Origin of the sequence: Aquibium microcysteis (assembly GCF_014495845.1) — a bacterium.
In the GTDB taxonomy this organism is placed as follows: domain Bacteria; phylum Pseudomonadota; class Alphaproteobacteria; order Rhizobiales; family Rhizobiaceae; genus Aquibium; species Aquibium microcysteis.
Genome location: NZ_CP061080.1, coordinates 4,207,585 through 4,233,397 on the forward strand (window position 1 = coordinate 4,207,585; position 25,813 = coordinate 4,233,397).

Here is a 25,813-nt window from a genome sequence, read left to right on the forward strand (position 1 = left end):
AGGGGATCGCTCCCGCGACGCCCGCGGACGAGTGCGCGCCATGCCGCCGATCCTGCACTACGGCTTCAGGCCTTTCTTCTTCCTGGGCGCCATGCATGCCGGTCTGGCCATTCCCGCCTGGCTCTGGATCCATCTGCATGGGGGCGATCTGCCCGGACCCTTCACCGGGCTCGACTGGCACGTCCACGAGATGCTCTTCGGCTATCTCGCCGCCGTGATCGCCGGCTTCATGCTAACCGCGATCCCCAACTGGACCGGGCGCCTGCCGCTCAGCGGCTGGCCGCTCGCCGGCCTCGTCGGTCTCTGGCTCGCCGGCCGCGTCGCCTGCGCCCTCGCCTCCGATCCCGTCGCCGCGATGGCGGTGGATCTGGCCTTCCCGGCGGTGCTGGCGCTGTCGGTCTGGCGCGAGGTGCTGGCCGGCCGCAACTGGCGCAACGCACCCGTCGCCGTCATGATCACGCTGTTTGGCGCCGCCAATGCGCTGCACCACGCCGGCAATCTGGATCTCGTGCCGCAGGGGCTCGGAACGCGCCTCGCGCTCGCCGCCGCAGCCATGCTGATCGCGCTCATCGGCGGGCGCATCGTGCCCAGCTTCACCCGCAACTGGCTCGTCCGCGCCGGCGCCGCCTCCCTCCCGGCGAGCTTCGGCCGGCTGGACAAGGCCGCGCTGGCGGCGACCGGGCTGGCGCTGGTGCTCTGGGTCGCCGCGCCCGACGGGCCGGCCACCGCAGCACTCATGGCCCTGGCCGGCGCGCTGCTCCTCGTCAGGCTCGTCCGCTGGCGCGGCTACCGCACGGGCGCCGAGCCGATCGTGCTGATCCTGCATCTGGGTTATCTCTGGCTGGCGGCGGCCTTCCTGCTCTTCGGCGCGAGCCTCGCCGGCCTCCTGCCCGGAACCGCGGCGCTGCATGCGCTCACCGCCGGCGCCATCGGCACCATGACGCTCGCCGTCATGACGCGGGCGAGCCTCGGCCACACCGGCCGCGCCATCGTCGCGGACCGCACCGTCCAGGCGATGTATGCCCTCGTCACGCTCGGCGCCGCGCTCCGCGTCGCCGCCCCGCTCGTGCCTGATGCCTACATCCCCCTGCTCGCCACCGGCGGCACACTCTGGAGCGCCTCCTTCCTCCTCTTCGCCATCCGCTACGCGCCGCTCCTTTGGGGCAAGCGGGCGGCCTGAGGAAAGCCAAGGCCGGCTTCCCGCAGGACGCAGAAAAGGGAGCAGGGGAACGATGCCCCCTACTCCCTACTCCCTACTCCCTGCTCCCTGCTCCCTGCTCCCTGCTCCCTACTCCCTACTCCCTATTCGCTATTCGCTATTCGCTATTCGCCCCTGCCTACTCCCCCGCCATCGCGAACAGCTCCTCGAACACCGTCTTCGCCTTGCCGGTCTGCTTCACCGCCCGGGCCTCCTCGAGATTGCCCGGCTCGCCGACGACGACCAGCGCCACCATGCCCATGGCGTAGTGGGGCGCGCATTTGAGGCCGTAGACGCCTTGCTTGTCGAAGGTCACCGAGATCGGCTCGTTGAACTTGGTCTTGAAGGCCTCGGCGCCCTCGGGGATCATCCCCTTCAACGTCTCGACATTGTGCCCCTTGTCGGTCGGCACGAAGTGCACGACGTCGCCGGGCGCGACCTTCAGGAAGTCCGGCTCGAACACCATCGCGCCCTTCTCGCCCTTGTTCAGCATCTTCACCTCGAATTCGGCGGCCTGGGAAGCACCCGTCAGGGCAAGGGCGACGCCGATCGTCAGGGCGGCAATGATCTTGTTCATGTTTTCTTTTCCTTTTTTGCGACGGCTGACCTGCAACCGTTGACGGCGTTTATAGACCCGGCCCCGCGCAGCGACTTTGCTCGAACGCAAACTGCCGGTAGAAAGGGAGGACACGGACAGGAAGCGAGCGCATGCCACTCGACAGAAGCCTCATCGCCGGCCTGCCCTCCTTCGCGGGCCTGCCGGCGGACCAGCTCGATGCGATCCTGTCCAAGGCCCGCTCGTCCCGCTTCGCCCGCGATGCCGAGATCTTCGCCCAGGACGAGGAGGCGACCGCCTTCCACCTGCTCCTGTCGGGCCACATCCGCGTGGTGCGCACCTCCCCGGAGGGCCACCAGGTGATCGCGCGCTACATCGCCGAGGGCGAGCTCTTCGGCATCGCCATGGCCATGGGGCGCACCACCTATCCAGCCAGTGCCGTCGCCGCAGCCGACTGCGTGGTGCTGACATGGCCCAACGCGGCCTGGCCGGACCTCCAGGCGCGCGTTCCGGACTTCGGCTCCGCCGCCTACCGCACGATCGGCACGCGCCTGCAGGAAACCCAGGCGACGGTCATGGAGATGGCGACCGAGCAGGTCGAGCAGCGCATCGCGCGCGCTGTCCTTCGGCTCGTGCAGCAGTCGGGCCGCAGGACGCCCGACGGCATCGAGATCGACTTTCCCATCACCCGCCAGGAGATCGCCGAGATGACCGGCACGACCCTGCACACGGTGAGCCGCCTGCTCAGTGGCTGGGAACAGCAGGGCCTCGTGCGCGGCGGCCGCCAGAAGGTGACGGTGGTCGACCCGCACGCCCTGATGCTGATCGCCGAGAACCGCCGCAAGGGCTAGCGGCTCAGCCCGCGATCGCCGCCTCCAGCTCGGCCAGGAAGACGCCCTCCGCCACCCCGTGCTCGCGGCAGGCATCGGTGACCGTGTGGAAACCGCCGATCGGGCAGCCGATGCAGAGCATTCCGTGCCGGATCATCACCGCGATGGTCGAAGGCCAGCGTCGCATGATCTCGTCGACCGGCATGTCGGGATCGATGGGGGGGCGCTGCGCCATGCTCTGTCCTCGTCGAACGATGCGCGGAGCATCGCATGACTGGACCCGGTGCTCGTTGTGCCGGCGCAAAGAGGACGCGGCGTCCGCCGCGGTCAGGGGCGCAGACCGTCGGCGCCTCCGGAGACGCCCGCTTCCGCGCCCGCCGGCGCAACCGCGACCATGGCGGGCACCGGCACGGCTTCCGCCTCCCGCACCCATTCCCGCCAGATCGCCACCAGCAGCGCCATGAGAACCGGCCCGACGAACAGGCCGAGGAAGCCCATCGTCTTCACGCCGCCGATGAGGCCGAAGAAGGTCGGCAGGAAGGGCAGGCTGATCGGCCCGCCGACGAGCTTCGGACGGATCGTCTTGTCGACGATGAACAGTTCGATGCTGCCCCAGGCGAACAGCGCGAGACCGGCGAAGGGCGAGCCGCTGGCGACGAGATAGATCGAGACGAGGGTCATCGACAGCGGCGCCCCGCCCGGCACGAGCGCCATGAGCCCGGTCAGGACGCCCAGCGTCACCGGCGAGGGAACGCCCGCGATCCAGTAGGCGACTCCCAGCACGATGCCTTCGCCGATGGCGATCAGGGTCATCCCCACGACGGTCGAGCGGATCGTCATCGGCACGACGCGCGAGATCCGCTCCCAGCGGGCGGGCAGGATCCGCTCGCCGATCGTATCGATCTCGCCGGCGAAGCTCTCGCCGTCGCGATAGACGAAGAACAGCACGATCATCATGAACAGCAGCGTCAGGACCGCATGGAAGGCGCCGCTGCCCGTCGCCAGGACCGCCCGGTAGATGTTGCCGATGTTGGCGCCGCTGACCATCTGCGCCAGTTCGCCCAGCGCACCGGGATGGCCGATGTGGCGTGTCCACTGTTCGTCCAACCACTTCCCCGCCAGCGGCAGCTCGGCGATCCACAGAGGCGTCGGCGCGCCGGATTCGTTGGTCTGGACCGCCCAGCCGAACCAGAGCGCCACCTCGTCCATCGTGTAGCTGATGGCGACCACGATCGGGACCACCAGGAAGACGAGGATGAGCGTGATGGCGAGGGTTGCGCCGATCGTCGTGCTGCCGCCGATCCTGACGAGCAGCCGCCGGTAGAGCGGCCAGCTGGCGAAGCCGATGACGAGCGCCGCCAGCACCGGGACGAGGAAATCCTGGAAGAAGTAGATTCCGGCCGCGGCGATCAGGACCAGGAGCCAGCGCGCCGCCGACAGGGGCGGGATCAGCGCCGCCCGCGTGGGAAGCGACGAGCCAAGCCAGGGTTGCTCGCTTCGATGGGCCCGGGTGTCCATGGATCGGGGCTCGCTGTTGCGCCTCGCTTGTCTCTCATGTTCCCGCGGTTTGCAAGCAAGCAGCTCGCCGCCGGCGCTTCCCTCCGCATGCCGCTGCGGAAGCCGGCGTCACACGACCGGCGCCGCCATCGGATGCGACAGGGCCGTGATGATGCCGCGCAGTTCCGCCAGGCCCTTCAGCCGCCCGATGGACGGATAGCCCGGCTGTGCCCTGCGGTTCAGGTCGTCGAGGATGTCCTGGCCGTGGTCGGGCCGCATCGGGATCGACCAGTCGGCCCGACCGGCGGCCTTCCGCCGCTTCTCCTCGCGCAGCGCCGCCGCCAGCAGCGCCACCATGTCGGTGTCGCCGCCGAGATGCTCGGCCTCGTAGAACGATCCCCTGATCTCGCCGGTCTCGCGCCTGACGTTGCGCAGATGCAGGAAGTGCACCCGCTCGCCCAGCCGCTCCATCATGCCGGGCAGGTCGTTGTCGGGACGCGCGCCGAGCGAGCCGCTGCAGAGCGTGATGCCGTTGGCCGGCGTGTCGACCGCCGCCATGATCGCCTCGTAGTCGGCCTCCGTCGACATCACGCGCGGCAGTCCGAGCAGGTCGAAGGGCGGATCGTCCGGGTGGCAGCAGAGCCTCAGCCCGAGCTCCTCGGCCACCGGCGCCACCTCCGTCAGGAAGTCGATGAAATGCGCCCGCAGCCGCTCGGCCGGGATCGCGCCGTACTCGTCGAGATGCCGCCGCACGTCGTCGAGCGTGAAGTGCTCGGCCGCGCCCGGCAGCCCGAAGACGACGTTGCGGGCGAGCGCGTCGCGGTCGGCCTCCGACATGTCCGCATGACGCGCCCGCGCGGCCTCGACGATCTCGGCGGGATAGTCCGCTGCGGCGTTGCGGCGGGCGAGGATGTGGATGTCGAAAGCGGCGAAATCGGCATAGTCGAAGCGCATGCAGGTCGCGCCGGTCGGCACCCGCCAGGCCAGCGACGTGCGGGTCCAGTCCAGGACGGGCATGAAATTGTAGCAGATCACCTCGATGCCGGCGTCGGCGAGATGCTTCAGGCTGATCTTGTAGTTGGCGACGTGCTCGCGCCAGGCGCCCTTCTGCTTCTTGATGTCCTCGGAGACGGGCAGGCTCTCCACCACCTCCCAGCGCAGCCCCGAAGGCCCGCCATCCTTCATGACGGCCAGTTCGCGCTGCCGCCTGGCGATCTCGTCCGGCGACCACACGTTGCCGGTCGGCACGTGGTGGAGTGCCGTCACCACACCCTGGACTCCGGCCTGGAGCATGTCGTCGATCGAAACGAGGTCCTTGGGTCCGAACCATCGCCAGGTCTGTCTCATGCGGTTCTCCTCTCGCCGGGCTCTTCTTCTAGCCGAAAGCCGCGTGGCGTGGCGATATCAGAACGCGCGGACCCGCGACATCGCAAAAACGGCGCGGCGCGCATCCCGGCGCAGCAGCGCCCGGTGCCGCGCACCGGCCGTGGCGAAGGGCACAGCCGACCGGGATGTCCGATCGCCCGGACAGGGCGCCCGACGTCCGGAACCGTCCGTCGACGACCCGCCGGTCCTGGTCGGCCTTCAGGCCCCCGCCGTCCGGCGGAGACCGGCGGTCAGATTGCCTGGTAGGCCGCCAGGACGGCCGCCACCTGGCTCGAGTTCATCGCCTGGATCTGCGCCGTCGTCAGTGCCTGCACCTGATCGGTGCTCAGTTCGCCGATGTCGTCCGCCGACAGGCCGGTGATGCCGGCCGTGCTGATCGCTGCGATATCGCCGGTCGAGAACTCGGCCAGATCCTCGGTCGCCATCGCGCCGATCTGGGTGCCGTTCAGTGCCGCGGTCTGGGTCTCGGAGAAGGCACCGATCTGCTCGGCCGACATCGCCTCGATCTGCGTCGCCGTCAGGCCCGACACCGCATTGGCGCTCAGCGCGGTCACCTGGTCGGTGGAAAGCGCAGCCACCTGGTCGGTGGTCATCCCGGCCACCTGCGTCGAGGTCAGCGCCCCGACCTGGTCCGTCGACAGGTCGCCGATCTGGTCAGTCGTCAGCGCCGCCACCTGGCCCGCCGTCAGCGCCGCCACCTGGGTGGTCGACAGCGCGCCGATCTGGTCGGTCGACAGCGCCGCCACCGCGTCGGTGGACAGGCCTGCGATCGACTTGGCGCTGATCGCCGAGACGGCGTCGGTCGACAGTTCCGCGATGTCGTCCGCACCGAGCGCGCCGAGCTGCGCGGTACCGAGCACGGCCACCTGGCCCGTCGTCAGTGCCCCCACCTGGTCGGTCGACAGTGCGCCCACCTGCGTGGCCGTCAGCCCGGCGGCCGCCTTCGTCGTCAGCGCGCCGATCTGGTCTGTGGTCAGCGCCCCGATCTGGTCCGTCGTCATGGCCGTGACCTGCGCCGCTCCGAGCGCGCCCACCTGCCCGGTGGAGAGGTCGCCGATCTGGTCGGTCGTCAGCGCCGCCACCTGGCCGGTGCTCATCGCGGCGACCTGCGCCGTCGTCAGCGCGCCGATCTGATCGCTCGAAAGCGCGGCCACCGCATCGGTCGAGAGCCCGGCGATCGACTTCGTGCTGATCGCGCCGATCGCAGCCGTGGAGAACTCCGCGATGTCGTCGGCGCCCAGCGCGCCGAGCTGCGTGGCGCTCATCGCGCCGATCTGGGCGGTCGTCAGTGCGCCCACCTGGTCGGTGCTCAGCGCCCCCACCTGCGCGGCCGTCAGCCCGACGACGGCCTTGGCGTTCAACGCGCCCACCTGATCCGTCGAGAGCGCCCCGATCTGGTCGGTGGTCATGCCGGCCACCTGCGTCGCCGTCAGCGCCCCGATCTGGTCGGTCGACAGGTAGCCGATCTGGTCGGTCGTCAGCGCCGCCACCTGGCTCGCCTTCATGCCGGCGATCTGGCCGGTCGTGAGCGCGCCCACCTGATCTTCGGACAGCGCCGCGACGACGTCGGTCGACAGGCCGGAGATCGACTTGGCGCTGATCGCGCCGATCGCGTCGGTCGAGAATTCGGCGATGTCGTCGGCGCCGAGCCCGCCGAGCTGGGCGGCACTCATGGCGCCGATCTGCGTCGTCGTCAGCGCGCCGGCCTGGTCGGTGGAGAGCGCCTCGATCTGCGCCGGCTTCAGCCCGGCGACCGCCTTGGCGCTCAGCGCCGCCACCTGGTCGGTGGAGAGCGCACCGATCTGGTCGGTCGTGAGCGAGCCCGCCTGCTCGGCGGTCAGCGCGCCGATCTGGCCGGTCGACAGGTCGCCGATCTGGTCGGTCGTGAACGCCGCCACCTGCGTCCCCTTGAGCGCCGCGATCTGGCCGTTCGTCAGCGCGCCGATCTGATCGGTCGAGAGTGCGGCCACGGCATCGGTCGACAGGCCGGAAATCGCCTTGGTGCTGGTCGCCGCGATATCGGCGGTCGAGAACTCGGCGATGTCGTCGGCCCCGATCGCTGCGATCTGGGTCGCGCTCAGCGCCGCCACCTGGGTCGTCGAGAGAGCCTCCACCTGCTCGGTGGTCAGAGCCCCGATCTGCGTCGCGGTCAGTCCGGTCACCGCCTTGGCGCTCAGCGCCGTCACCTGGTCGGTCGACAGCGCGCCGATCTGGTCGGTCGTCAGCGCCCCCACCTGCGGAGCCGTCAGCGCGCCAATCTGGCCGGTCGTGAGATAGCCGATCTGGTCGGTCGTGAACGCCGCGACCTGGCTCGGCTTCAGCGCCGCGATCTGCCCGTTGGTCAGGGCACCGACCTGATCTTCCGACAGGGCCGCGATCGCATCTGCGGAGAGCCCGGAGACGGCCTTCGTGCTCATGCCGGCGATTTCGTCGGTCGAGAACTCGGCGATGTCATCGGCCCCCAGCGCTCCGAGCTGCGTTGCGCTGAGCGCCCCCGACTGCGCGGTGTCCAGCGCCGCAACCTGGTCGGTGCTCATGGCGCCGATCTGCGCGGCCGTCAGCCCCGTTACCGCCTTGGCGCTCAGCGCGGACACCTGGTCCGTGGTCAGCGCGCCCACCTGATCGGTCGTCAGCGCACCCACCTGCGCCGCCGTCAGCGCCCCGACCTGATCCGTCGTCAGATAGCCGATCTGGTCGGTCGTCAGCGCCGCCACCTGGCTGGCCTTCATGCCGGCGATCTGGCCGGTCGTCAGCGCACCCACCTGGTCTTCCGACAGCGCCGCGACCGCATCGGCCGAGAGGCCGCCGATCGACTTGGCGCTGATCGCGCCGATCGCGTCGGTCGACAGCTCGGCGATGTCGTCGGCGCCGAGAGCGCCGAGCTGCTTGTCATTCAAGACCGCGATCTGGCCGGTCGTCAGCGCGCCCACCTGCTCGGTCGACAGCGCACCCACCTGTGCGGCCGTCAGGCCGGTCACGGCCTTCGTCGTCAGCGCACCGATCTGGTCGGTCGTCAGCGCACCGACCTGGTCCGTCGTCAGCGCGCCCACCTGGGGCGCCGTCAGGGCACTCATCTGGTCCGTGCTGAGATAGCCGATCTGGTCCGTCGTCAGCGCCGCGATCTGCTTGCCGGTCATGGCGCCCACCTGGCCCTTCGACAGCGCCCCGACCTGGTCTTCCGAAAGCGCCGCGACCGCATCGGTCGACAGCCCGCCGATCGACTTGGCGCTGATCGCGCCGATGGCGTCGGTCGAGAGTTCGGCGATGTCGTCGGCGCCCAGCGCGCCGAGCTGCTTGTCATTCAGCACCGCGATCTGGCCCGTCGTCAGCGCGCCGACCTGCTCCGTCGACAGCGCGCCCACCTGCGCCGAGGTCAGGCCACCGGCCGCCTTGGCGCTCAGCGCGCCGATCTGGTCGGTCGTCAGCGCCCCGATCTGGTCCGTCGTCAGCGCGCCCACCTGGGCAGCCGTGAGGGCACCGACCTGGTCTGTGCTCAGATAGCCGATCTGGTCCGTGGTCAGCGCCGCGACCTGCTTGGAGGTCATCGAGGACAGCTGCGCGTTGGTCAGGGCCCCGACCTGGTCTTCCGACAGCGCCGCGACCGCGTCGGTCGACAGCCCGCCGATCGACTTCGCGCCGATCGCCGCAACCGCGTCGGTCGAGAGTTCCGCGATGTCGTCGGCGCCCAGCGCGCCGAGCTGCTTGTCATTCAGCGCCCCGACCTGCGCCGTTGTCAGCGCGCCCACCTGCTCCGTCGTCAGAGCGCCAACCTGCGCCGCGGTCAGACCGGTGACGGCCTTGGTCGAAAGCGCGCCGATCTGGTCGGTCGTCAGCGCGCCGATCTGGTCCGTCGTCAGGGCGGCGACCTGCGGCGCCGTCAGCGCCCCGACCTGATCGGTCGACAGATAGCCGATCTGGTCCGTTGTCAGCGCCGCCACCTGGGTGGTCTTCAGGCTCGAGATCTGGCCGGTCGTCAGAGCGCCGACCTGATCTTCGGACAGGGCGGCGACCGCATCGGTCGAGAGGCCGCCGATCGACTTGGCGCTGATCGCACCGATCGCGTCGGTCGACAGTTCCGCGATGTCGTCGGCGCCGAGCCCGCCGAGCTGCTTCTCATTGAGCGCGCCGATCTGCGCGGTGCTCAGCGCACCCACCTGCTCGGTCGAGAGGGCACCTACCTGCGCCGCCGTCAGCCCCGTGGCAGCCTTGGCGCTCAGCGCGCCGATCTGGTCCGTCGTCAGCGCGCCGATCTGGTCGGTCGTCATGCCGGACACCTGCGCCGCCGTCAGGGCACCGATCTGACCCGTGCTCAGAAAGCCGATCTGGTCGGTCGTCAGCGCGGCCACCTGGGAGGCCTTCAGCCCCGCGATCTGGCCGGTCGTCAGCGCACCCACCTGATCCTCGGACAGTGCGGCGACCGCATCGTTCGACAGCCCGCCGATCGACTTGGCGCCGATGGCGCCGATCGCATCCGTCGACAGTTCGGCAATGTCGTCGGCGCCCAGCGCGCCAAGCTGCTTGTCATTGAGAACCGCGATCTGGCCGGTCGTCAGCGTGCCGACCTGTTCGGTGCTCAGGGCGCCCACTTGAGCCGCGGTGAGGCCGGTTACCGCCTTGGTCGACAGCGCACCCAGCTGGTCGGTCGTCAGTGCGCCGACCTGATCGGTCGTCAGCGCGCCCACCTGCGCGGCCGTCAGGGCACCGACCTGTCCGGTCGAGAGATAGCCGATCTGATCCGTCGTCAGCGCCGCCACCTGCTTGCCGGAGAGGGCGGCCACCTGCGCATTCGACAGGGCGCCGATCTGGTCCTCCGACAGCGCCGCGACCGCATCGGTCGAGAGCCCGCCGATCGACTTGGCGCTGATCGCCGACACCGCGTCGGTCGCCAGTTCCGCGATGTCGTCGGCACCCAGCGCGCCGAGCTGCTTGTCGTTCAGGACCGCGATCTGTCCGGTGGTCAGCGCGCCCACCTGCTCGGTCGACAAGGCACCCACCTGGCCGGCCGTCAGCCCGGTTGCCGCCTTGCTGCTGATCGCCGCGATCTGGTCCGTCGTCAGCGCGCCGATCTGGTCCGTCGTCAGCGCGCCCACCTGCGCCGCCGTCAGGGCGCCGATCTGGTCGGTCGAAAGATAGCCGATCTGGTCCGTCGTAAGCGACGCGACCTGCTTGGGGGCGAGTGCCGAGACCTGGCCGGTCGTCAGGGCTCCGATCTGGTCTTCGGAAAGGGCCGCGACCGCATCCGTAGACAGCCCGGAGATCGCCTTGGTGCTGATCGCGGCGATCTCGTCGGCGGAGAATTCGGCTATGTCATCGGCGCCCAGCGCCGCGAGCTGGGTCGCGCTCAGCGCACCCGTCTGGCCGGTGTCGAGCGCTTCCAGCTGCTCCGTGCTCATGGCGCCGATCTGCGCCGCCGTCAGCCCGGCCACCGCCTTGTCGCCGAGCGCGCCGATCTGGTCGGTCGTCAGCGCACCGATCTGGTCCGTCGTGAGCGCCCCCACCTGGGCAGCCGTCAGCGCTCCGACCTGATCGGTCGACAGGTAGCCGATCTGGTCGGTCGTCAGCGCAGCGACCTGGCTTCCCTTGAGCGCAGCGACCTGGCCGGTCGTCAGCGCGCCGACCTGATCTTCCGACAGGGCGGCCATGGCATCGGACGACAGACCGCCGATCGACTTGGCGCTGATCGCGCCGATGGCGTCGGTCGAGAGTTCCGCGATGTCGTCGGCGCCGAGAGCGCCGAGCTGCTTGTCGTTCAGCGCTCCGATCTGGCCGGTCGTCAGCGCGCCCACCTGTTCAGTGGACAGCGCGCCCACCTGGGCTGCCGTCAGGCCGGTCACGGCCTTGGCGCTGAGCGCCCCGACCTGGTCGGTCGTCAGCGCGCCGATCTGGTCCGTCGTCAGCGCGCCCACCTGCGCGGCCGTCAGTGCACCGACCTGATCGGTCGACAGGTACCCGATCTGGTCGGTCGTCAGCGCGGCGACCTGCTTGCCGGTCATGGCGGCGATCTTGCCGGTGGTCAGCGCGCCGACCTGGTCCTCGGACAGCGCCGCGACCGCATCGGTCGAAAGCCCGCCGATCGCCTTGGCGCTGATCGCGCCGATGGCGTCGGTCGAGAGTTCCGCGATGTCGTCGGCGCCCAGCGCGCCGAGCTGCTTGTCGCTCAGCGCCCCGATCTGTCCGGTCGTCAGCGCGCCCACCTGGTCGGTCGACAGCGCACCCACCTGCGCGGCCGTCAGGCCCGTCACCGCCTTTGCGCTCAGCGCGCCGATCTGGTCCGTCGTCAGCGCACCGATCTGGTCGGTCGTCAGCGCCCCCACCTGCGCGGCGGTCAGCGCGCCCACCTGGTCGGTCGACAGATAGCCGATCTGGTCCGTCGTCAGCGCCGCCACCTGGGTCGACTTGAGGCCGGAAATCTGGCCGGTCGTCAGCGCCCCGACCTGGTCTTCCGACAGCGCCGCGACGGCATCGGTCGAGAGCCCGCCGATCGCCTTGGCGCTGATCGCCCCGATCGCGTCGGTCGAGAGTTCCGCGATGTCGTCGGCGCCCAGCGCGCCGAGCTGCTTGTCGTTCAGCGCCCCGATCTGGCCGGTCGTCAGCGCGCCCACCTGTTCGGTCGACAGCGCGCCGACCTGCGCGGCCGTGAGGCCCGTCACCGCCTTGGCACTCAGCGCGCCCAGCTGATCGGTGGTCAGCGCGCCGATCTGGTCGGTCGTCAGCGCACCCGCCTGTGCGGCCGTCAGCGCGCCCACCTGCCCGGTAGAAAGGTAACCGATCTGATCCGTCGTCAGCGCCGCCACCTGCTTGCCGGCGAGCGACGAGACCTGGGCATTGGTCAGCGCGCCGATCTGGTCCTCCGAGAGCGCGGCGACCGCGTCCGTCGTCAGGCCCGATATCGCCTTGGCGTTGATGGCGCCGATCGCGTCGGTGGACAGTTCGGCAATGTCGTCGGCACCCAGCGCGCCGAGCTGCGCGGCGCTCAGCGCCTTGATCTGGTTCGTCGTCAGCGCGCCGACCTGCTCCGTGCTCAGCGCCGCGACCTGCGTCGCCTTCAGCCCGGTCACCGCCTTCGCGCTCATCGCGCCGAGCTGGTCGGTCGTCAGTGCCCCGATCTGGTCCGTCGTCAGGGCGCCGGTCTGCGCCGCCGTCAGCGCACCCACCTGGCCGGTGGAAAGATAGCCGATCTGGTCCGTCGTCAGCGCGGCGACCTGCTTGGCGCTCAGCGCCGCCACCTGGCCGTTCGAGAGCGCGCCGATCTGATCCTCCGAGAGCGCCGCGACCGCGTCGGTCGAGAGGCCGGTGATGGCCTTCGCGCTGATCGCCGAAATGGCATCGGTCGAGAGTTCGGCGATGTCGTCGGCACCCAGCGCGCCGAGCTGCTTGTCGTTCAGCGCCTTGATCTGCCCCGTCGTCAGCGCACCCACCTGCTCCGTGCTCAGCGCCTGGATCTGCGTGGCCTTCAGCCCGGTGACCGCCTTGGCGCTCAGGGCACCGACCTGGTCGGTGGTCAGGGCCCCGATCTGGTCGTTGGTCATCGCCGCCACCTGCGTGGCCGTCAGGGCGCCCACCTGGTCGGTCGTCAGCGCGCCGATCTGGTCGGTCGTCATGGCCGCGATCTGGCTCGGCTTCATGCCCGCGATCTGCCCGGTCGTCAGTGCGCCGAGCTGGTCTTCCGACAGTGCGGCCACCGCATCGTTCGAAAGGCCGGCGATCGCCTTGGCGTTGATCGCCGCGATCTCGTCCGTCGAGAAGCCCGCGATGTCGTCGGCCCCGATCGCGCCGATCTGCGCGGCGTTGAGCGCGCCGATCTGCTCGGCGTCGAGCGCCTCGATCTGGTCGGTCGTCAGCGCGCCGATCTGGCTGCTGCTGAGCGCCGCCACCTGCGTCTTGCCCAGCGCCTGGATCTTCGTCTCGTCGAGCACCGCCAGCTGATCGACCGTGAGGCCCTTCACCGAGCCCGCCGCGATCGACTTCAGCTGGTCTTCGGTCAGCGCCTCGAAGTCCTCGACCTCGAGGGCGCCCACCTGCTGGGCGCTCAGCGCGCCGACCTGCGCCGTGCTGAGCTCTGCAATGTCGTCGGGTGTCAGCGAGGCGATCGTGGAGGTCGACATCGACCGGATCTGTGCCACGGAGAAGGACGAAACGATCGATGTCATCTACGGCGCCTTTGTCGTTACACGGTTACACCAGCCGCATCTCCCGGAAGGCGGTGCGCGGGCCGTCCGACCGGCTCCACGCGCACAGCGTCCTTTCTCGACGATTGGCCGTCCGACCGGTGCCCGGAGGCGACGGTCTTTCGGTCATCCTTGCGGATGCGACCTCATGCTGCCTGAGACATGGCTCTCTCGCAGGAGCCCGTGCGTGGGGAGATGCATCATGCATGCGAAGCGCACCGCGCTTCGGTCCCGAGCCTGGAATTGCGACGTCTGTCGTGGGAAGTCCGCGTCACCCGTATCCGCACCCAAGCCCGCAGGTCCTGCGGCTTCGGAACGGAGTCCCTTACGAATCCCTTAGCAGGAGATTTGCTAATTTTTGGTTTAACGCAAACCTTGCCGCGCGACGTCGCAAGAGCCGGCAATGACGCACGCTGCTCTGCGCAGCTGCCGGCGGGTCAGGCGAAGAGCGCGCCCGGATTCATGAGGTTCGACGGATCGAGCGTCCGCTTGATCTCGCGCATCACCGCCAGCCGCACCGGGTCGCCGAGACGCTCGAGTTCGGTCACCAGCTTGCGACCGATGCCGTGCTCGGCCGAAATCGTTCCGCCATGGCGCATGGCCACGTCGTGGATGGCCATCTCCACCTCGAGCGCCTTCGCCTCCGGGTCGGGCAACGCCCTCCAGAAGGCATGCGGAAACATCACCGTGAAATGCACGTTGCCGTCGCCGAGATGCGAGACCACCAGCACGCGCGCCTCCGGAAACAGCCGCGCCGTCACCTCGGCCCCGTCCGCGATGAACGCGGGGACGGCGGAGTTGCGCACGGCCGTGTCGTGCACGATGCCGATGCCGTCGATCTTGTGGGCTTCGGTGATGGAGTGGCGGAACCGCCAGATCTCGACCGCCTGGCTCTCGTTCTGCGCGATCACCGCATCGGTGACGAGACCTTCCTCCATCGCCTCGGCCAGGACCTCCTCGAGCGCGGCCTGCAGAGTCGCGCCCGGATCGACGTCGCCGAGCTCGATCATCACCGACCAGGCCGGCGTCACGGCAAAGGCGCTGCGCACGCGCGGGATATGGCGGCTGATGCAGTCGACTTCCGCCGCATTGAGCATCTCGAAAGCTTCGATCGCATCGCCGCAGCGCTGCTGCAGCCGCGACAGCAGGTCGACCGCGGCCTGCGGACCCGCCACCGCGACCCAGGCATGGGCGCGGCTGCCGACCGGCGGGTGCAGCCGCAGCGCCGCACCGGTGATCAGGCCGAGCGTGCCTTCCGCTCCGATGAACAGCTGGCGCAGTTCGTAGCCGGTGTTGTTCTTCTTCAGCGCTTCCATTTCGCGGAGGATGCGGCCGTCCGGCAGCACCGCTTCCAGCCCGGCGACGAGGCTGCGCATGGCGCCGTAGCGCACGACGCCCGTCCCGCCCGCATTGGTCGAGATCAGCCCGCCGATCTGCGCCGTCCCCTCCGAGCCGAGATGCAGCGGAAACTGACGGCCGGCACCCGCGGCCGCCTCGTGCACGGCCGAAAGCGTCACGCCGGCATCGACCGACAGCACGTTGCCGGCGCGGTCCAGGTTCCGGATCCGGTTCATGCGCCGCATGCCGACGACGATGCCCACCGCACCGTTCGCGCTCGCGGTCGGCACCGCGCCGAAGCACAACCCCGTATTGCCGCCGAGCGGGAACACCGGCACGCCGTGCGCGCTGGCGAGCCGCATGACCTCAGACGCCTCGTCGGTGCTGGCCGGCAGCACGACCGCCTGCGCACGGCCGGTCATCCGGCCGCGGAAGTCCGTCACGTGCGCGGCGATGTCGGCATCGTCCGTCAGCAGGCCTTGTCGACCGAGGGCGGAGCCGAGACCCTCGAGAAATGCGCTCATGCCGCCTCTTCCATGTCCCGCATCGCCAGATGGACCTCCTCCAGCGCCTTGCGCGTCTCGCCCGACGGTCCCGTCAGCGGCAGGCGCACGCTGCCGGCCCTCAAGCCGGCGAGGTTCATGTAGTATTTCAGCGGGCCGGGGTTGGTCTCACGATAGATCGTGTCGATCACCGGGTCGAGCTTCTGCTGCATCCGGATCGCGGCGGCGAGCTGCCCCGCGCGCGCGAGGCGGAAGACCTCGATCCAGAGCCGCGGATAGACGGACGCGGACGCCAGAACGCCGCCCTGGGCGCCGAGCGCGACATGGGTGGCGAAGAGCGGCTCCTCGCCGCTCAGCATCGCCATCGTGCCGCCGGCGAGCTTCATCGCCTTGATGAATTCCGGCACGTCGTATGACGAACACTTCATGCCGATGATCGAGCCGTCCTCGGCCAGCCGGGCGATGGTCTCGGCCTTCAGCGCCACGCCCGTCCGGCGCGGAATCTCGTAGGCCAGCATCGGCAGGCCGACCTCTTCGCGCAGCGCGCGGAAATAGGCGATCATGCCGTCCTGCGGCCCGGCGGCATAATAGGGCGTCACGGCCATGACGCCGCTGGCCCCGGCTGCGCGGAAGTCGAGCGCGGCCTCGACCGCGTCCTTGAAGCCGGTGGCGAGCACGCCCGGCAGCACCGGCGCGCCGGCGGCAACCTCCACGCAGGCCCGCACGACGTCGGCACGTTCGGTCCGCGACAGGGCCGGGTACTCCCCCGTCCCGCCGATCGGCACGATGCCGGTGGCACCGCTCTCGAGCTGGAACCGGACGAGCGCCTTCAACGCGTCGAAATCGACCGCGCCATCGTCCGAAAACGGCGTCACGATCGCCGTGAAGAGTCCGGTCAGGTCGTCCTTGGTGAGTGTCATGCGTGTCAGTATCCCGGTATCAGTCGACGAAGCCTAGGAGGCGGGGAAGGGTCAGGGAGACGGCCGGCACGTAGGTGACGACCATCAGGACGGCGAGGTTGGAGAGCAGGAAGGGCACGCTCTGCCGGACGATCGCGCCCAGCGGCACCCCGGAGATCGAGGAACCGAGATAGAGCGCCAGCCCATAGGGCGGCGTCATCAGCCCGATCATGACGTTGACCACCATGATCACGCCGAAATGCACGGGATCGACCCCCATGGCAGCCAGGATCGGGGTGAACAGCGGGGCAAACAGCAGCAGCTGGACCGAATCGCCGATCCACAGGCCGTTCAGCAGGAAGAACAGGTTGAGCACCAGCAGCAGCATCCACGGTTCGAGCTGCAGGTCCTTGATCAGCATGCTCAGCTCGGTCGGCACGCGCTCGTTGGCGAGCACCCAGCTGATGATCGTGGCGAAGCCGACGATCAGATAGACCGACGCCGAGGTGCGCGCGGCGCGGTCGAGGATCCCCCAGAAGGTCTTCAGCGACAGGTTGCGGTAGGCGAGGACGCCGACCAGCGTCGCATAGGCGACGGCGATCGCCGCGGCCTCCGTGGCGGTGAAGACGCCGGAGATGATGCCGCCGATGATGATGACCGGCATGATGATGGCGAAGAAGGCGTTGAAGATGATGCCCATCGCCACCGCCACCGACAGGTCGAGGACCGGGTTGCGCGGGAAGCCCTTGCGACGGGCCATGACGAAGAGTACCGCCATCTGGGCGAGCCCCAGCAGGATGCCCGGTACGGCGCCGGCCAGGAAAAGTGCGGCCACCGACGTGTTGGTCAGCGCGGAAAAGACGATGAGCGGGATCGACGGCGGGATGATCGGCCCCTGGATCGCGGAACTCACCGTCAGCGCGGCGGCGAAGTCGGTGCGGTAGCCGTCCTTCTCCATCATCTTGATCTCGACCGGCCCGAGCGCCGAGATGTCGGCCAGCGCCGAGCCTGACACGCCCGAGAACAGCATCGACCCGACGACGTTGACGTAGGCGAGGCCGCCGCGCAGCCGCCCGACCAGCAGGCGCGAAAGGTTGAGCAGCCGGTCCGTCATCCCGATCGACGTCATGATCTCGCCGGCGATCACGAACAGCGGGATCGACAGCCAGATGAAGACGTCCATGCCGGTGAAGAACTTGTGCACGTAGATGTCGAGCATGCCCGTCATGCCGGGCTTGACGAAGAAATAGGCCATCCCGGCGAAGCCGATGGCGAAGATCACCGGGCTCCCGAGGATCATGAGCGCCAGCAGCAGTCCGATGACGACGAGCAGGGAGTGGTCCATCGGGCGCTTTCAGATCTCGGCTTTGAGGAGGGACGGACCCGACCTCTCGGTCCGGCCGAGCAGGTCGCGCAGGGCGAGCACGAGCATGTGGAACATCATCAGCCCCGCCCCGACCGGGATCGAGAGATAGACCCAGTAGAAGCTCACCCCCAGCGTCACCGCCGAGCGCCGGGCGCCGAACTGCGCGTTCTCGTATCCCTTCCAGACCATGACGCCGAGAAGCACGGCGAGCAGGATGCGGAAGACCGCGTTGCGCAGCGACATCAGCCGCGCCGGCCAGTAGTTGTCGAAGAAGTCCACGCGGACGAGCTGGTCGTCCTTCACCAGCAGGCTGCCCGCCAGCATGACGACCCAGATCATGCTGTAGCGCGCCGCCTCTTCCGGCCAGGGCAGCGAGAAGCCGAAACCGTAGCGCAGCATCACCTGCAGGAACAGGATCGCCGCCACGAAGACCAGCAGCAGCCGTGCGACGAGGGAAGCGGCGAAGCCGAGCACGTCGGCGATGCGATCGAGGGTCTTCAGCATTCGGAATCCTTGCGGAAGGTGACCCGCGCGCCTCCGCGGGAGGCGCGCGCCGTCATGGCCGGTAGCCTACTCCTGCGCGGCCTTCACCGCCGCCTGCAGTTCGGCGACGAGGTCCTTGCCGACCTGCTCGGACAGGACGTCCGCGATCGGCTGCTGGACCTTGTCGACGAACATCTGGAACTCCGCGGGAGTCGGCTGGTAGATCTCCACGCCGGCCTCCGCGATCACCTTCAGGTCCTGCGATTCCTTGGCGGTGATGATGCCGAGCATGGCGAAGGTCGCCTCGCGCGCAGCGTAATCGAAGATGACCCGGTCCTCGTCGCTGAGGCTCTTGTAGAAGTCCTCGTTGATCGTGATCAGCGGCATGTTGATGAGGTGATGGTCGAGCGTGTAGTACTTCTGAACCTGCTGCAGGTTGGCGAGCAGCATGGTGTAGGGCGCGTTCTCCTGGCCGTCGACCACGCCGGTCTGCAGCGCGCTGTAGAGTTCGGCCCAGGCGATCGGGGTCGGCGACGCGCCGAGGAGTTCCACCATCTTGACGTGGATCGGCACCTGCTGCGTGCGGATCTTGAGGCCGACCATGTCCTGCGGCGTCTTGATCGGGCGCACGGAGTTGGAGAAGTTGCGGAAGGCCGACGGCAGATAGCTCAGGATGCGCACGCCGCTCTGCTCGGCGATGGTGTCGGCGAGCTTCTTTCCGAACGCTCCGTCCAGAACCTCGCGCGCCACTTCCGTGGTCGGGAAAGTGTAGGGCATCTCGAGCACCTGCGCGGCAGGCGCATAGGCGCCGACATGGCCGGCATTGAGGCCGCCGACGATCTGCAGCGAGCCCTTCACGTTCTGCTCGAGCAGCGACTCCAGATCGCCGAGCTGTCCGCTCGGAAAGACCTGGATCTCGTAGCGGCCGTTGGTCTGCGTCTTGACGATCGAACCGAACACTTCCGTGAAGGTCCAGTAGGGATTGGCCAGCAGGTCGCCTTCGCCGTCGACATGGCCGAAGCGGACCACGGTCTGCGCCTGGGCGGGCACCGCCGCGAAGGCTGCCGCACCGATCAGGGCCACGGCGGTCAGGGCCCGGAGTTTACGTAGAAGCGTCGTCATCTGCCAATTTCCCCATGAGTTCCCGAGCGGACGCAAGACGGCCTGTCACGCCGACGGAACATCGGCGCGGCGAGAAAGCTCACCCTCGGTCTTGTTGCTTGTCGAGCCTTGGAGGCGTTGCGCGCGCCTCGGCACTCGTCCACCATACGAAACGTCATTTGTGTGTCAAGTCGTATCGTGGATTTCGTTTCCTATAGTGGATGAATGGTCGGATCGCGCTTCCGCCGGAGACGCCAAGCCTGTATAGACCCGAGGATATCCCCGCATGGCGCACGATTCCAACCAGCCGGAGCCAGGAATGAATTCGAGGTCGGTCGACACGCTGGACGCGGAACTGCCGGAGATCGGCGCGGGCATCGACATCGGCGCCCGCCTCTCGCAGCTCCGCCAGGAGCGCGCGTGGACGCTGCAGCAGGCGAGCCGCCAGACCGGCGTCTCCGCCTCGGCGCTGTCGAAGATCGAGCGCAACGAGCTGTCGCCCACCATCGCCACGCTGCAGCGCGTGGCGCGCGGCTACGAGATGGATCTCGTCGATCTTCTCGCCGACAAGGAGGCGCCGCGCAGCCTCGCCGGCCGGCGCAGCGTCACGCGCGCCAGCGGCGGCCGCGCCTACCAGTCCAACAGCTGCGCCAACACGCTGCTCTGCGCCGACCTCATCGACAAGAAGATGACGCCGATCCGCAGCCGCGTCACCGCGCGCAGGCCCTCCGACTACGGCTCCTGGCCCGTCAGCGATGCCGAGATCTTCCTGACCGTCGTCCGGGGCACCGTCGTCGTGCACAGCCAGATCTACGAGCCGCTGACGCTGCAGGAAGGCGACTGCCTCTACTACGATGCCAGCACGCCGCACATCTGGCTCTCGGAAGGTCCCGAGGACGCGGAAGTCATCTGGGTCCTGGCGTCCTGAAGCGATGCCTGCCCTGCTCAACGCCGACGACTATCGCCGACGCGCCCGCCGCATCCTGCCGCGCGGCCTGTTCGAATACATCGACCGCGGCACCGAGGACGAGCTGGCGCTCTCGCGCCTGCGTACCAGCCTCGACGCGGTGACGCTCACGCCCTCGGTGCTGACCGGCCACCGCGCGCGGTCGATGGCCACGACGCTGTTCGGCCGGTCCCTCGCCGCACCGCTGGTCATCGCCCCCACGGCGCTCGCCGGCATCGTCTCGCATGACGGCGAGACCAAGCTCGCCCGCGCGGCGGCCGCCGTCGGCATTCCCTTCTGCGTCTCCACCCAGTCGGTGACAACGATCGAGACCATCCGTGCCGGCGCGCCGGACGCGGAGCTCTGGTTCCAGCTCTATGTCTGGCATGACCGGGCGCTGACCGACCGCCTGCTCGACCGTGTCGCCGCGGCCGGCTGCGGCTGTCTCGTGCTGACTGCCGACACGGCGGTCGCGCCCAACCGCGAATACAACCGCCGCAACGGCTTCTCCGTGCCGTTCGAGCCGTCGCTGCGTTCGGTGGTCGACGGCCTGCTGCATCCGCGCTAGCTCGCCGGCGTCTTCGGGCGCACCTGGTGGAGCGGCGGGATGCCGACCTATGGCCACTATCCCGATGCCTATCGAAGCTCGGTCACGCGCCCGGCGATGGCGGACGCGGTCCGCCTCGACGGCGCCATCGACTGGGACGACCTCGCCCGCCTGCGCGACCGCTGGCAAGGCCGGCTGATCGTCAAGGGCCTCCTGTCGGTCGAGGACGCCCTGAAGGCCGCCGCGGTTGGCGCCGACGGCATCGTCGTCTCCGCCCATGGCGGCCGCAATCTCGACTGCCTCCCCTCGCCGGCCGACTGCCTGCCGGCGATCGCGGAGGCCTGCGCCGGCAGGATCGCGGTCCTCGCCGACAGCGGCGTGCGCCGCGGCACCGACGTCCTGAAATATCTCGCGCTCGGTGCGGCGGCGGTCCAGGTCGGGCGCCTGCCGCTGTGGGGCCTGGCTGCCGGCGGCGAGGCAGGCGCGGTCGCCATCCTGCGTCTCCTGCTGCAGGAGATGGACACGGCGATGGGGCTGCTCGGCCTGCGCGAACCGCGGGAACTGGCCGGCCGGGCACACCGCTGAACCCGATGCGGTCGGGCGGCAGGGTCTGCACCGGCGCCGGAGGCGGCATCCTCACCGGAGCAGGCCGCATCCGCGCCTTTTTCGTGAACGCACCGTCGCGCCCGAACATCGGGCTTGCCTCTCGCTGCGGGCTGCGTTTGAATCGACGGCGATCAGGTCGCGCGCGCTGCGCCGCGGCTACGAGTGCTCCACCACCGGGATCGCGTCGACCAGACGTTCACCGTCAGCAAGGAATCATCATGCCGCTCATTCAGGTCGTCGTCGCCAGCACGCGGGAGGGCCGCATCGGCCGGAGCGTCGCCGACTGGGTCGTCGAGGTCGGCCGCGCACGCGGCAGCGCCGAGATCGAACTCGTCGACCTGAAGGACGTGGCCCTGCCGATGTTCGACGAGGCCAGGCATCCTCGTCTCGGCCAGTACGCGCACGAGCACACGAAGCGCTGGAGCGCCGGCGTCGCCCGCGCCGACGGTTTCGTCTTCGTCACGCCGGAATACAATCACAGCTTCCCGGCCTCGCTGAAGAACGCCATCGACTACCTGCACAACGAGTGGCAGTTCAAGCCGGTCGGTTTCGTCAGCTATGGCGGCGTCGCCGCCGGCACCCGCGCGGTCCAGGCGCTGAAGCCCGTGCTGGCGGCGCTGCAGATGGTGCCGGTGCTGGAAGGCGTCGCCATTCCCTTCGTGCACGCCAGTCTCGGCGCGGACGGCCGCTTCAACGCACCCGACGGCCTCGCCGACGCCGCCCGGCTGATGTTCGAGCGCACCGAGTTCTGGATCGGCCGGCAGGCCTCGCTCTACAACGGCCGATAGACGACGCCGGCCGCGGCCGGCTTCTGGTCGCGAGCGCGGAACGATCAGGCCAGCGGCCGCACCGGATCGCTGCCGTCCCAGCCGCGGGCAGCCGCCTGGAACCGGCCGAACATCGCCTCCGTCGCGGGCAGCAGTTCGATCGCCTCGACCATCGCAGGCAGCGTTCCGTGCGTGTCGAAGTAGGCCACGCGCGCGCCGTTCGCCACCTCGGCCGAATAGGCCAGCGTGAAACCCAGGCTGCGGTAGTGCGCCAGCGCCGCGTCGTAGTCCGTCCACGCAACGCCGAAATGATGCAGCCCGTGGCCGGACCGTTCGGCGGCCTCGCGATAGACCGACGGTGAATCGTCGAGTTGCTGGATGATCTCGAACTGCATGTCGCCGGCATAGCCCATGGCGATGGCGAGCGCGGTGGTTGCCGGCTGGCCGCGGTAGACCTGGTTGCGGAACACGCCGCGCTCGCGCAGGAACCACGGGCCGATGCCCAGCCTGGCCGTCATCTCGCGCATCGTCTCGCGGATGTCGGCGGTGGTGAAGGCCGTCTGTATCAGCCGTCCGGCGAACGGCGCGGTCTTGGTCCCGGTCATCGTTTCGTCCTCCCGCGGCAGTCCTACTTCGCCATGATCCCGCCGTCGATCGGGATCGTCGTCCCGGTCATGAAGCTCGAGGCCGGCGACGACAGGAGGATCGCCAGCCCCTTGATCTCGTCGGGCGTCGCGATGCGGCCGAGCGGCACCATCGAGGCGAACTCCGCCTCGATCTCCGGCTGCCGGATCCGTCCGCCCGCGATGTTGGTGCGGAAGGGACCGGGCGCGATGCCGTTCACCATCACGTCGTAGGGCGCCAGTTCCATCGCCGCCTGGCGCACCAGGTTCACCACCGCCGCCTTGGTGGCGGTGTAGGCATAGCCGCACATCACCTCCGACTTCAGCCCGGCCACCGAGGCCACCGCCACGATGCGGCCGGAGCGCTGGCGCTTCATGTGCGCGGCCGCGGCCTGGATGGTGACGAAGACGCCGGTCAGGTTGATCGACAGGACCTGGTCCCACTGCTCGTCGCGCACGGCGTTGATCTGTCCGAGTTCCGTGCGATAGCCCGGCCCCGCCGTCACGCCCGCATTGGCGATCACCGCGTCCAGCCGCCCGTGCCGCGCCGCGATGCCGTCGATCGTCGCGCGGATCGCCTGGCGGTCCGAGACGTCGAGCACCGCGCTCTCCGCCTTCCCGCCTGCCGCCTGGATCGCCGCGCAGGCCGCAGCGAGCCCGGACGCGTCGATATCGAGCAGGACGACCGTCGCGCCGGCCGAGGCCAGCGCTTCGGCCATCGCCAGCCCCAGCCCGCTCGCCGCGCCCGTCACGGCGGCCACCCGGCCGTCGAGTGCGAACATGTCCAGCGCCATTGGTAACTCCCTAAACCGGCCAATAACTCATTTGGTATGCAATTCGCGGGTCCGGCCCCGTTCGTGTCCATTTGTAGGCTTCCCGGAAATCGATAGCAATATCAATTAAATGATGCGGTGCAGCAAACTTCGCTCGCAGGTCTTGCCGATTCCGCCTTGACCTGGATCACATGATAAGGTGTACAATTTGTCGCATCGGACCAGTCGATAGAAGAAGACGCGAAGGGAGGCCCGCGACCGCCATGGCGCACGAGGAAACATTCGAGACGGTGGCCGGATGCAAGATCCGGATCATGCGGGGAGGCAAGGGAGAGCCGCTGCTCTTCCTGCATGGTGCCTCGGGCGCCGGACGCTGGCTGCCCTTCATGGACATGCTTGCGCAGCGCTACGACGTCATCGTGCCCGAGCATCCGGGCTTCGGCGCGTCGGACACGCCCGAATGGCTGGATACGGTGGGCGACCTCGCCTATTTCTATCTCGACGTGATCGACCACCTCGGCCTCGACCGCGTCCACCTCGTCGGCACCTCGATCGGCGGCTGGATCGCGGCCGAACTGGCCACGCGCTCCTGCGAGAAGATCAGGTCGCTGACCCTCGTCGCCCCGGCCGGCATCACCGTGCCCGGCGTGCGCAAGGGCGACATGTTCATGTGGTCGCCCGAGGAACTGGCGCAGAACCTGTTCCACAACCAGGAGATCGCGAAGGCGATGCCGCAGCCGGCCAGCGAGGAGGAACTCCTCGTGGTTCTGAAGAACCGGCTGATGACGGCCAAGCTCGGCTGGAGCCCGCGCTTCCACAATCCCCATCTGAAGAAGTGGCTGCACCGCATCGCGGTGCCGACCCTCATCCTCTGGGGCGACGACGACAAGCTCATCCCCACCGCCTACGGCCCGGCCTATCGCGACCTCATCCCGGCCTCCTCGCTCGAGATCATTCCCGAGTGCGGGCACCTTCCGCATGTCGAGAAGGCGCAGGAATTCACCTCGAAGGTCGTCGGCTTTCTTCAGGGAGCAGCGTGATGAAATTCTATCTGATGCATCTGATGCCCTATGCGGATCTGGATCTCGACTACGACAAGACCCACAACTCCGCCTGGATCACGCTGCCCAACAGCTATTACGATCCGAAGAAGGGCGCCAAGCTCTACAACCGCTATCTCGACGAGCTCGAATATGCCGACCAGCTCGGCTTCGACGGCGTCTGCGTCAACGAGCATCACCAGAACGCCTACGGCCTGATGCCGCAGCCGGGTGTGATGGCCGGCGCGCTCGCCCGCCGCACCAAGAAGGTGAAGATCGCCATCCTCGGCCGGGCCCTGCCGCTGCTGAACAACCCGGTCACCGTGGCGGAAGAGTTCGCGATGGTCGACAACATCACCGAGGGCCGCTTCATCGCCGGCTTCGTGCGCGGCATCGGCGCCGAGTACCACGCCTGGAGCTCCAACCCCGCCGACAGCCACGACCGCTTCCACGAGGCGCACGACCTGATCATCCGCGCCTGGACCGAGACCGGCCCCTTCGCCTTCGAGGGCAAGCACTACCAGTTCGAATACGTCAACCTGTGGCCGCGCCCGTACCAGACGCCGCGCCCGCCGATCTGGATCCCCTCGCAGGGTTCGTCCGAGACCATCGAATGGGCCTCGCATCCGGACCGCCGCTACACCTATCTCCAGACCTTCACGCCCGTGGCGATGCTGGCGAAATACATGCAGATGTACAAGGACATGGCGGCCGAGCACGGCTACGAGGCGACCGAGGACCAGCTCGGCTGGTCGGTGCCGCTCTACGTCGCAGAGACCGACGAGATCGCCCGCCGCGAGGCGGCCCCGCACATCGAGAACTTCCTCAACAAGTTCCTGCGCATGCCCAAGGAGATGCTTCTGCCGCCGGGCTATCTGTCGCTGAAGTCGATGCTGGGCGTCATGAAGGCCAAGTCCTCGATCGGCACGAAGCAGACCATCGACGACGTCATCGACAAGGGCATGTTCATCTGCGGCAGCCCGGAGACGGTGCGCCAGCGGCTGGCGCAGTACCAGAGCGAGATCGGTTTCGGCCATCTGCTCACGCTGCTGCAGTTCGGAACCCTGCCGGCCGAGCTTACCCGCAAGAACATGGAGCTCTACGCCACCGAGGTCATGCCCTGGCTGCGCGAGAACCGGGCGGGCGCCGTGCGGGCGGCGGCCGAGTGAAAGACGCCGCGGCCGGC

General features: G+C 68.9%; 18 protein-coding genes and 1 pseudogene. 7 read left to right on the forward strand and 12 right to left on the reverse strand.

Features of this window, described 5'->3' with window-relative positions:
- Positions 1-40 precede the first annotated feature (40 nt).
- A complete protein-coding gene (locus IAI54_RS19735; protein ID WP_235679112.1) occupies positions 41-1,180 on the forward strand; it encodes an NnrS family protein in 1,140 nt (379 codons plus the stop codon).
- Between the two features lie 157 nt (positions 1,181-1,337).
- Here the strand turns inward: IAI54_RS19735 and IAI54_RS19740 are convergent, their stop codons facing one another.
- Positions 1,338-1,775 (reverse strand): pseudoazurin, encoded by a 438-nt coding sequence (locus IAI54_RS19740; protein ID WP_187968812.1) that lies wholly within the window; start codon positions 1,773-1,775, stop codon positions 1,338-1,340.
- A 131-nt stretch (positions 1,776-1,906) separates the two neighbouring features.
- Here IAI54_RS19740 and IAI54_RS19745 point away from each other — a divergent pair, with 131 nt between their 5' ends.
- Entirely contained in the window at positions 1,907-2,605 is a 699-nt protein-coding gene (locus IAI54_RS19745) for a Crp/Fnr family transcriptional regulator (protein ID WP_187968813.1), read from the forward strand.
- A gap of 4 nt (positions 2,606-2,609) precedes the next feature.
- On the opposite strand, the gene IAI54_RS19750 is transcribed toward IAI54_RS19745, so the two are convergent.
- The 9 genes from IAI54_RS19750 to IAI54_RS19790 form a co-directional block, all read right to left on the reverse strand.
- A complete protein-coding gene (locus IAI54_RS19750) occupies positions 2,610-2,819 on the reverse strand; it encodes a DUF1858 domain-containing protein (RefSeq protein WP_187968814.1) in 210 nt (69 codons plus the stop codon).
- Between the two features lie 92 nt (positions 2,820-2,911).
- Positions 2,912-4,102: an AI-2E family transporter gene (locus IAI54_RS19755; protein WP_187968815.1), complete on the reverse strand. Its 1,191-nt coding sequence runs from the start codon at positions 4,100-4,102 to the stop codon at positions 2,912-2,914.
- Between the two features lie 108 nt (positions 4,103-4,210).
- Entirely contained in the window at positions 4,211-5,428 is a 1,218-nt protein-coding gene (gene uxuA, locus IAI54_RS19760; RefSeq protein ID WP_187968816.1) for a mannonate dehydratase, read from the reverse strand.
- A 269-nt stretch (positions 5,429-5,697) separates the two neighbouring features.
- Positions 5,698-13,617 carry a beta strand repeat-containing protein gene (locus tag IAI54_RS29005; protein WP_187968817.1) on the reverse strand — a complete coding sequence of 2,640 codons (7,920 nt, stop codon included), beginning with the start codon at positions 13,615-13,617 and terminating at the stop codon, positions 5,698-5,700.
- 455 nt (positions 13,618-14,072) lie between these two features.
- On the reverse strand, positions 14,073-15,497 hold the full coding sequence (locus tag IAI54_RS19770; protein ID WP_187968818.1) for an FAD-binding oxidoreductase: 1,425 nt from the start codon (positions 15,495-15,497) through the stop codon (positions 14,073-14,075).
- The gene (dapA, locus tag IAI54_RS19775; RefSeq protein ID WP_187968819.1) at positions 15,494-16,396 is read right to left on the reverse strand and encodes a 4-hydroxy-tetrahydrodipicolinate synthase; all 903 of its coding nucleotides are present in this window, start codon (positions 16,394-16,396) and stop codon (positions 15,494-15,496) included. The genes IAI54_RS19770 and dapA overlap by 4 nt, the downstream gene beginning before the upstream one ends.
- A gap of 19 nt (positions 16,397-16,415) precedes the next feature.
- Entirely contained in the window at positions 16,416-17,720 is a 1,305-nt protein-coding gene (locus tag IAI54_RS19780; RefSeq protein ID WP_187968820.1) for a TRAP transporter large permease, read from the reverse strand.
- A gap of 9 nt (positions 17,721-17,729) precedes the next feature.
- Entirely contained in the window at positions 17,730-18,245 is a 516-nt protein-coding gene (locus tag IAI54_RS19785; RefSeq protein ID WP_187968821.1) for a TRAP transporter small permease, read from the reverse strand.
- Between the two features lie 66 nt (positions 18,246-18,311).
- The gene (locus IAI54_RS19790; protein ID WP_187968822.1) at positions 18,312-19,346 is read right to left on the reverse strand and encodes a TRAP transporter substrate-binding protein; all 1,035 of its coding nucleotides are present in this window, start codon (positions 19,344-19,346) and stop codon (positions 18,312-18,314) included.
- A gap of 298 nt (positions 19,347-19,644) precedes the next feature.
- Between IAI54_RS19790 and IAI54_RS19795 the strand changes: the two genes are divergently transcribed.
- The 3 genes and pseudogenes from IAI54_RS19795 (at position 19,645) to IAI54_RS19805 (ending at position 22,212) form a co-directional block, all read left to right on the forward strand.
- Entirely contained in the window at positions 19,645-20,253 is a 609-nt protein-coding gene (locus IAI54_RS19795) for a helix-turn-helix domain-containing protein (protein WP_187968823.1), read from the forward strand.
- A gap of 4 nt (positions 20,254-20,257) precedes the next feature.
- A pseudogene (locus IAI54_RS19800) lies at positions 20,258-21,403 on the forward strand (alpha-hydroxy acid oxidase).
- 239 nt (positions 21,404-21,642) lie between these two features.
- Complete coding sequence (locus tag IAI54_RS19805; protein WP_187968824.1) at positions 21,643-22,212, forward strand: NADPH-dependent FMN reductase; 570 nt, start codon at positions 21,643-21,645, stop codon at positions 22,210-22,212.
- 44 nt (positions 22,213-22,256) lie between these two features.
- Here the strand turns inward: IAI54_RS19805 and IAI54_RS19810 are convergent, their stop codons facing one another.
- Together IAI54_RS19810 and IAI54_RS19815 are read right to left on the reverse strand one after the other, a co-directional pair.
- Positions 22,257-22,796 carry a VOC family protein gene (locus tag IAI54_RS19810; protein WP_187968825.1) on the reverse strand — a complete coding sequence of 180 codons (540 nt, stop codon included), beginning with the start codon at positions 22,794-22,796 and terminating at the stop codon, positions 22,257-22,259.
- A 23-nt stretch (positions 22,797-22,819) separates the two neighbouring features.
- The gene (locus tag IAI54_RS19815; RefSeq protein ID WP_187968826.1) at positions 22,820-23,608 is read right to left on the reverse strand and encodes an SDR family NAD(P)-dependent oxidoreductase; all 789 of its coding nucleotides are present in this window, start codon (positions 23,606-23,608) and stop codon (positions 22,820-22,822) included.
- Positions 23,609-23,850: 242 nt separating this feature from the next.
- Here IAI54_RS19815 and IAI54_RS19820 point away from each other — a divergent pair, with 242 nt between their 5' ends.
- Positions 23,851-24,627 carry an alpha/beta fold hydrolase gene (locus tag IAI54_RS19820; protein WP_187968827.1) on the forward strand — a complete coding sequence of 259 codons (777 nt, stop codon included), beginning with the start codon at positions 23,851-23,853 and terminating at the stop codon, positions 24,625-24,627.
- The gene (locus IAI54_RS19825) at positions 24,627-25,796 is read left to right on the forward strand and encodes an LLM class flavin-dependent oxidoreductase (RefSeq protein WP_187968828.1); all 1,170 of its coding nucleotides are present in this window, start codon (positions 24,627-24,629) and stop codon (positions 25,794-25,796) included. The genes IAI54_RS19820 and IAI54_RS19825 overlap by 1 nt, the downstream gene beginning before the upstream one ends.
- Positions 25,797-25,813: the final 17 nt, after the last annotated feature.

What these genes read in the sequence shown, in the direction of transcription:
- IAI54_RS19735 (WP_235679112.1), top strand. Translation starts at nt 41, where the DNA reads ATGCCGCCGATCCTGCACTACGGCTTCAGGCCTTTCTTCTTCCTGGGC.
- IAI54_RS19740 (WP_187968812.1), bottom strand. Translation starts at nt 1,775, where the DNA reads ATGAACAAGATCATTGCCGCCCTGACGATCGGCGTCGCCCTTGCCCTG.
- IAI54_RS19745 (WP_187968813.1), top strand. Translation starts at nt 1,907, where the DNA reads ATGCCACTCGACAGAAGCCTCATCGCCGGCCTGCCCTCCTTCGCGGGC.
- IAI54_RS19750 (WP_187968814.1), bottom strand. Translation starts at nt 2,819, where the DNA reads ATGGCGCAGCGCCCCCCCATCGATCCCGACATGCCGGTCGACGAGATC.
- IAI54_RS19755 (WP_187968815.1), bottom strand. Translation starts at nt 4,102, where the DNA reads ATGGACACCCGGGCCCATCGAAGCGAGCAACCCTGGCTTGGCTCGTCG.
- uxuA (WP_187968816.1), bottom strand. Translation starts at nt 5,428, where the DNA reads ATGAGACAGACCTGGCGATGGTTCGGACCCAAGGACCTCGTTTCGATC.
- IAI54_RS29005 (WP_187968817.1), bottom strand. Translation starts at nt 13,617, where the DNA reads ATGACATCGATCGTTTCGTCCTTCTCCGTGGCACAGATCCGGTCGATG.
- IAI54_RS19770 (WP_187968818.1), bottom strand. Translation starts at nt 15,497, where the DNA reads ATGAGCGCATTTCTCGAGGGTCTCGGCTCCGCCCTCGGTCGACAAGGC.
- dapA (WP_187968819.1), bottom strand. Translation starts at nt 16,396, where the DNA reads ATGACACTCACCAAGGACGACCTGACCGGACTCTTCACGGCGATCGTG.
- IAI54_RS19780 (WP_187968820.1), bottom strand. Translation starts at nt 17,720, where the DNA reads ATGGACCACTCCCTGCTCGTCGTCATCGGACTGCTGCTGGCGCTCATG.
- IAI54_RS19785 (WP_187968821.1), bottom strand. Translation starts at nt 18,245, where the DNA reads ATGCTGAAGACCCTCGATCGCATCGCCGACGTGCTCGGCTTCGCCGCT.
- IAI54_RS19790 (WP_187968822.1), bottom strand. Translation starts at nt 19,346, where the DNA reads ATGACGACGCTTCTACGTAAACTCCGGGCCCTGACCGCCGTGGCCCTG.
- IAI54_RS19795 (WP_187968823.1), top strand. Translation starts at nt 19,645, where the DNA reads ATGAATTCGAGGTCGGTCGACACGCTGGACGCGGAACTGCCGGAGATC.
- IAI54_RS19805 (WP_187968824.1), top strand. Translation starts at nt 21,643, where the DNA reads ATGCCGCTCATTCAGGTCGTCGTCGCCAGCACGCGGGAGGGCCGCATC.
- IAI54_RS19810 (WP_187968825.1), bottom strand. Translation starts at nt 22,796, where the DNA reads ATGACCGGGACCAAGACCGCGCCGTTCGCCGGACGGCTGATACAGACG.
- IAI54_RS19815 (WP_187968826.1), bottom strand. Translation starts at nt 23,608, where the DNA reads ATGGCGCTGGACATGTTCGCACTCGACGGCCGGGTGGCCGCCGTGACG.
- IAI54_RS19820 (WP_187968827.1), top strand. Translation starts at nt 23,851, where the DNA reads ATGGCGCACGAGGAAACATTCGAGACGGTGGCCGGATGCAAGATCCGG.
- IAI54_RS19825 (WP_187968828.1), top strand. Translation starts at nt 24,627, where the DNA reads ATGAAATTCTATCTGATGCATCTGATGCCCTATGCGGATCTGGATCTC.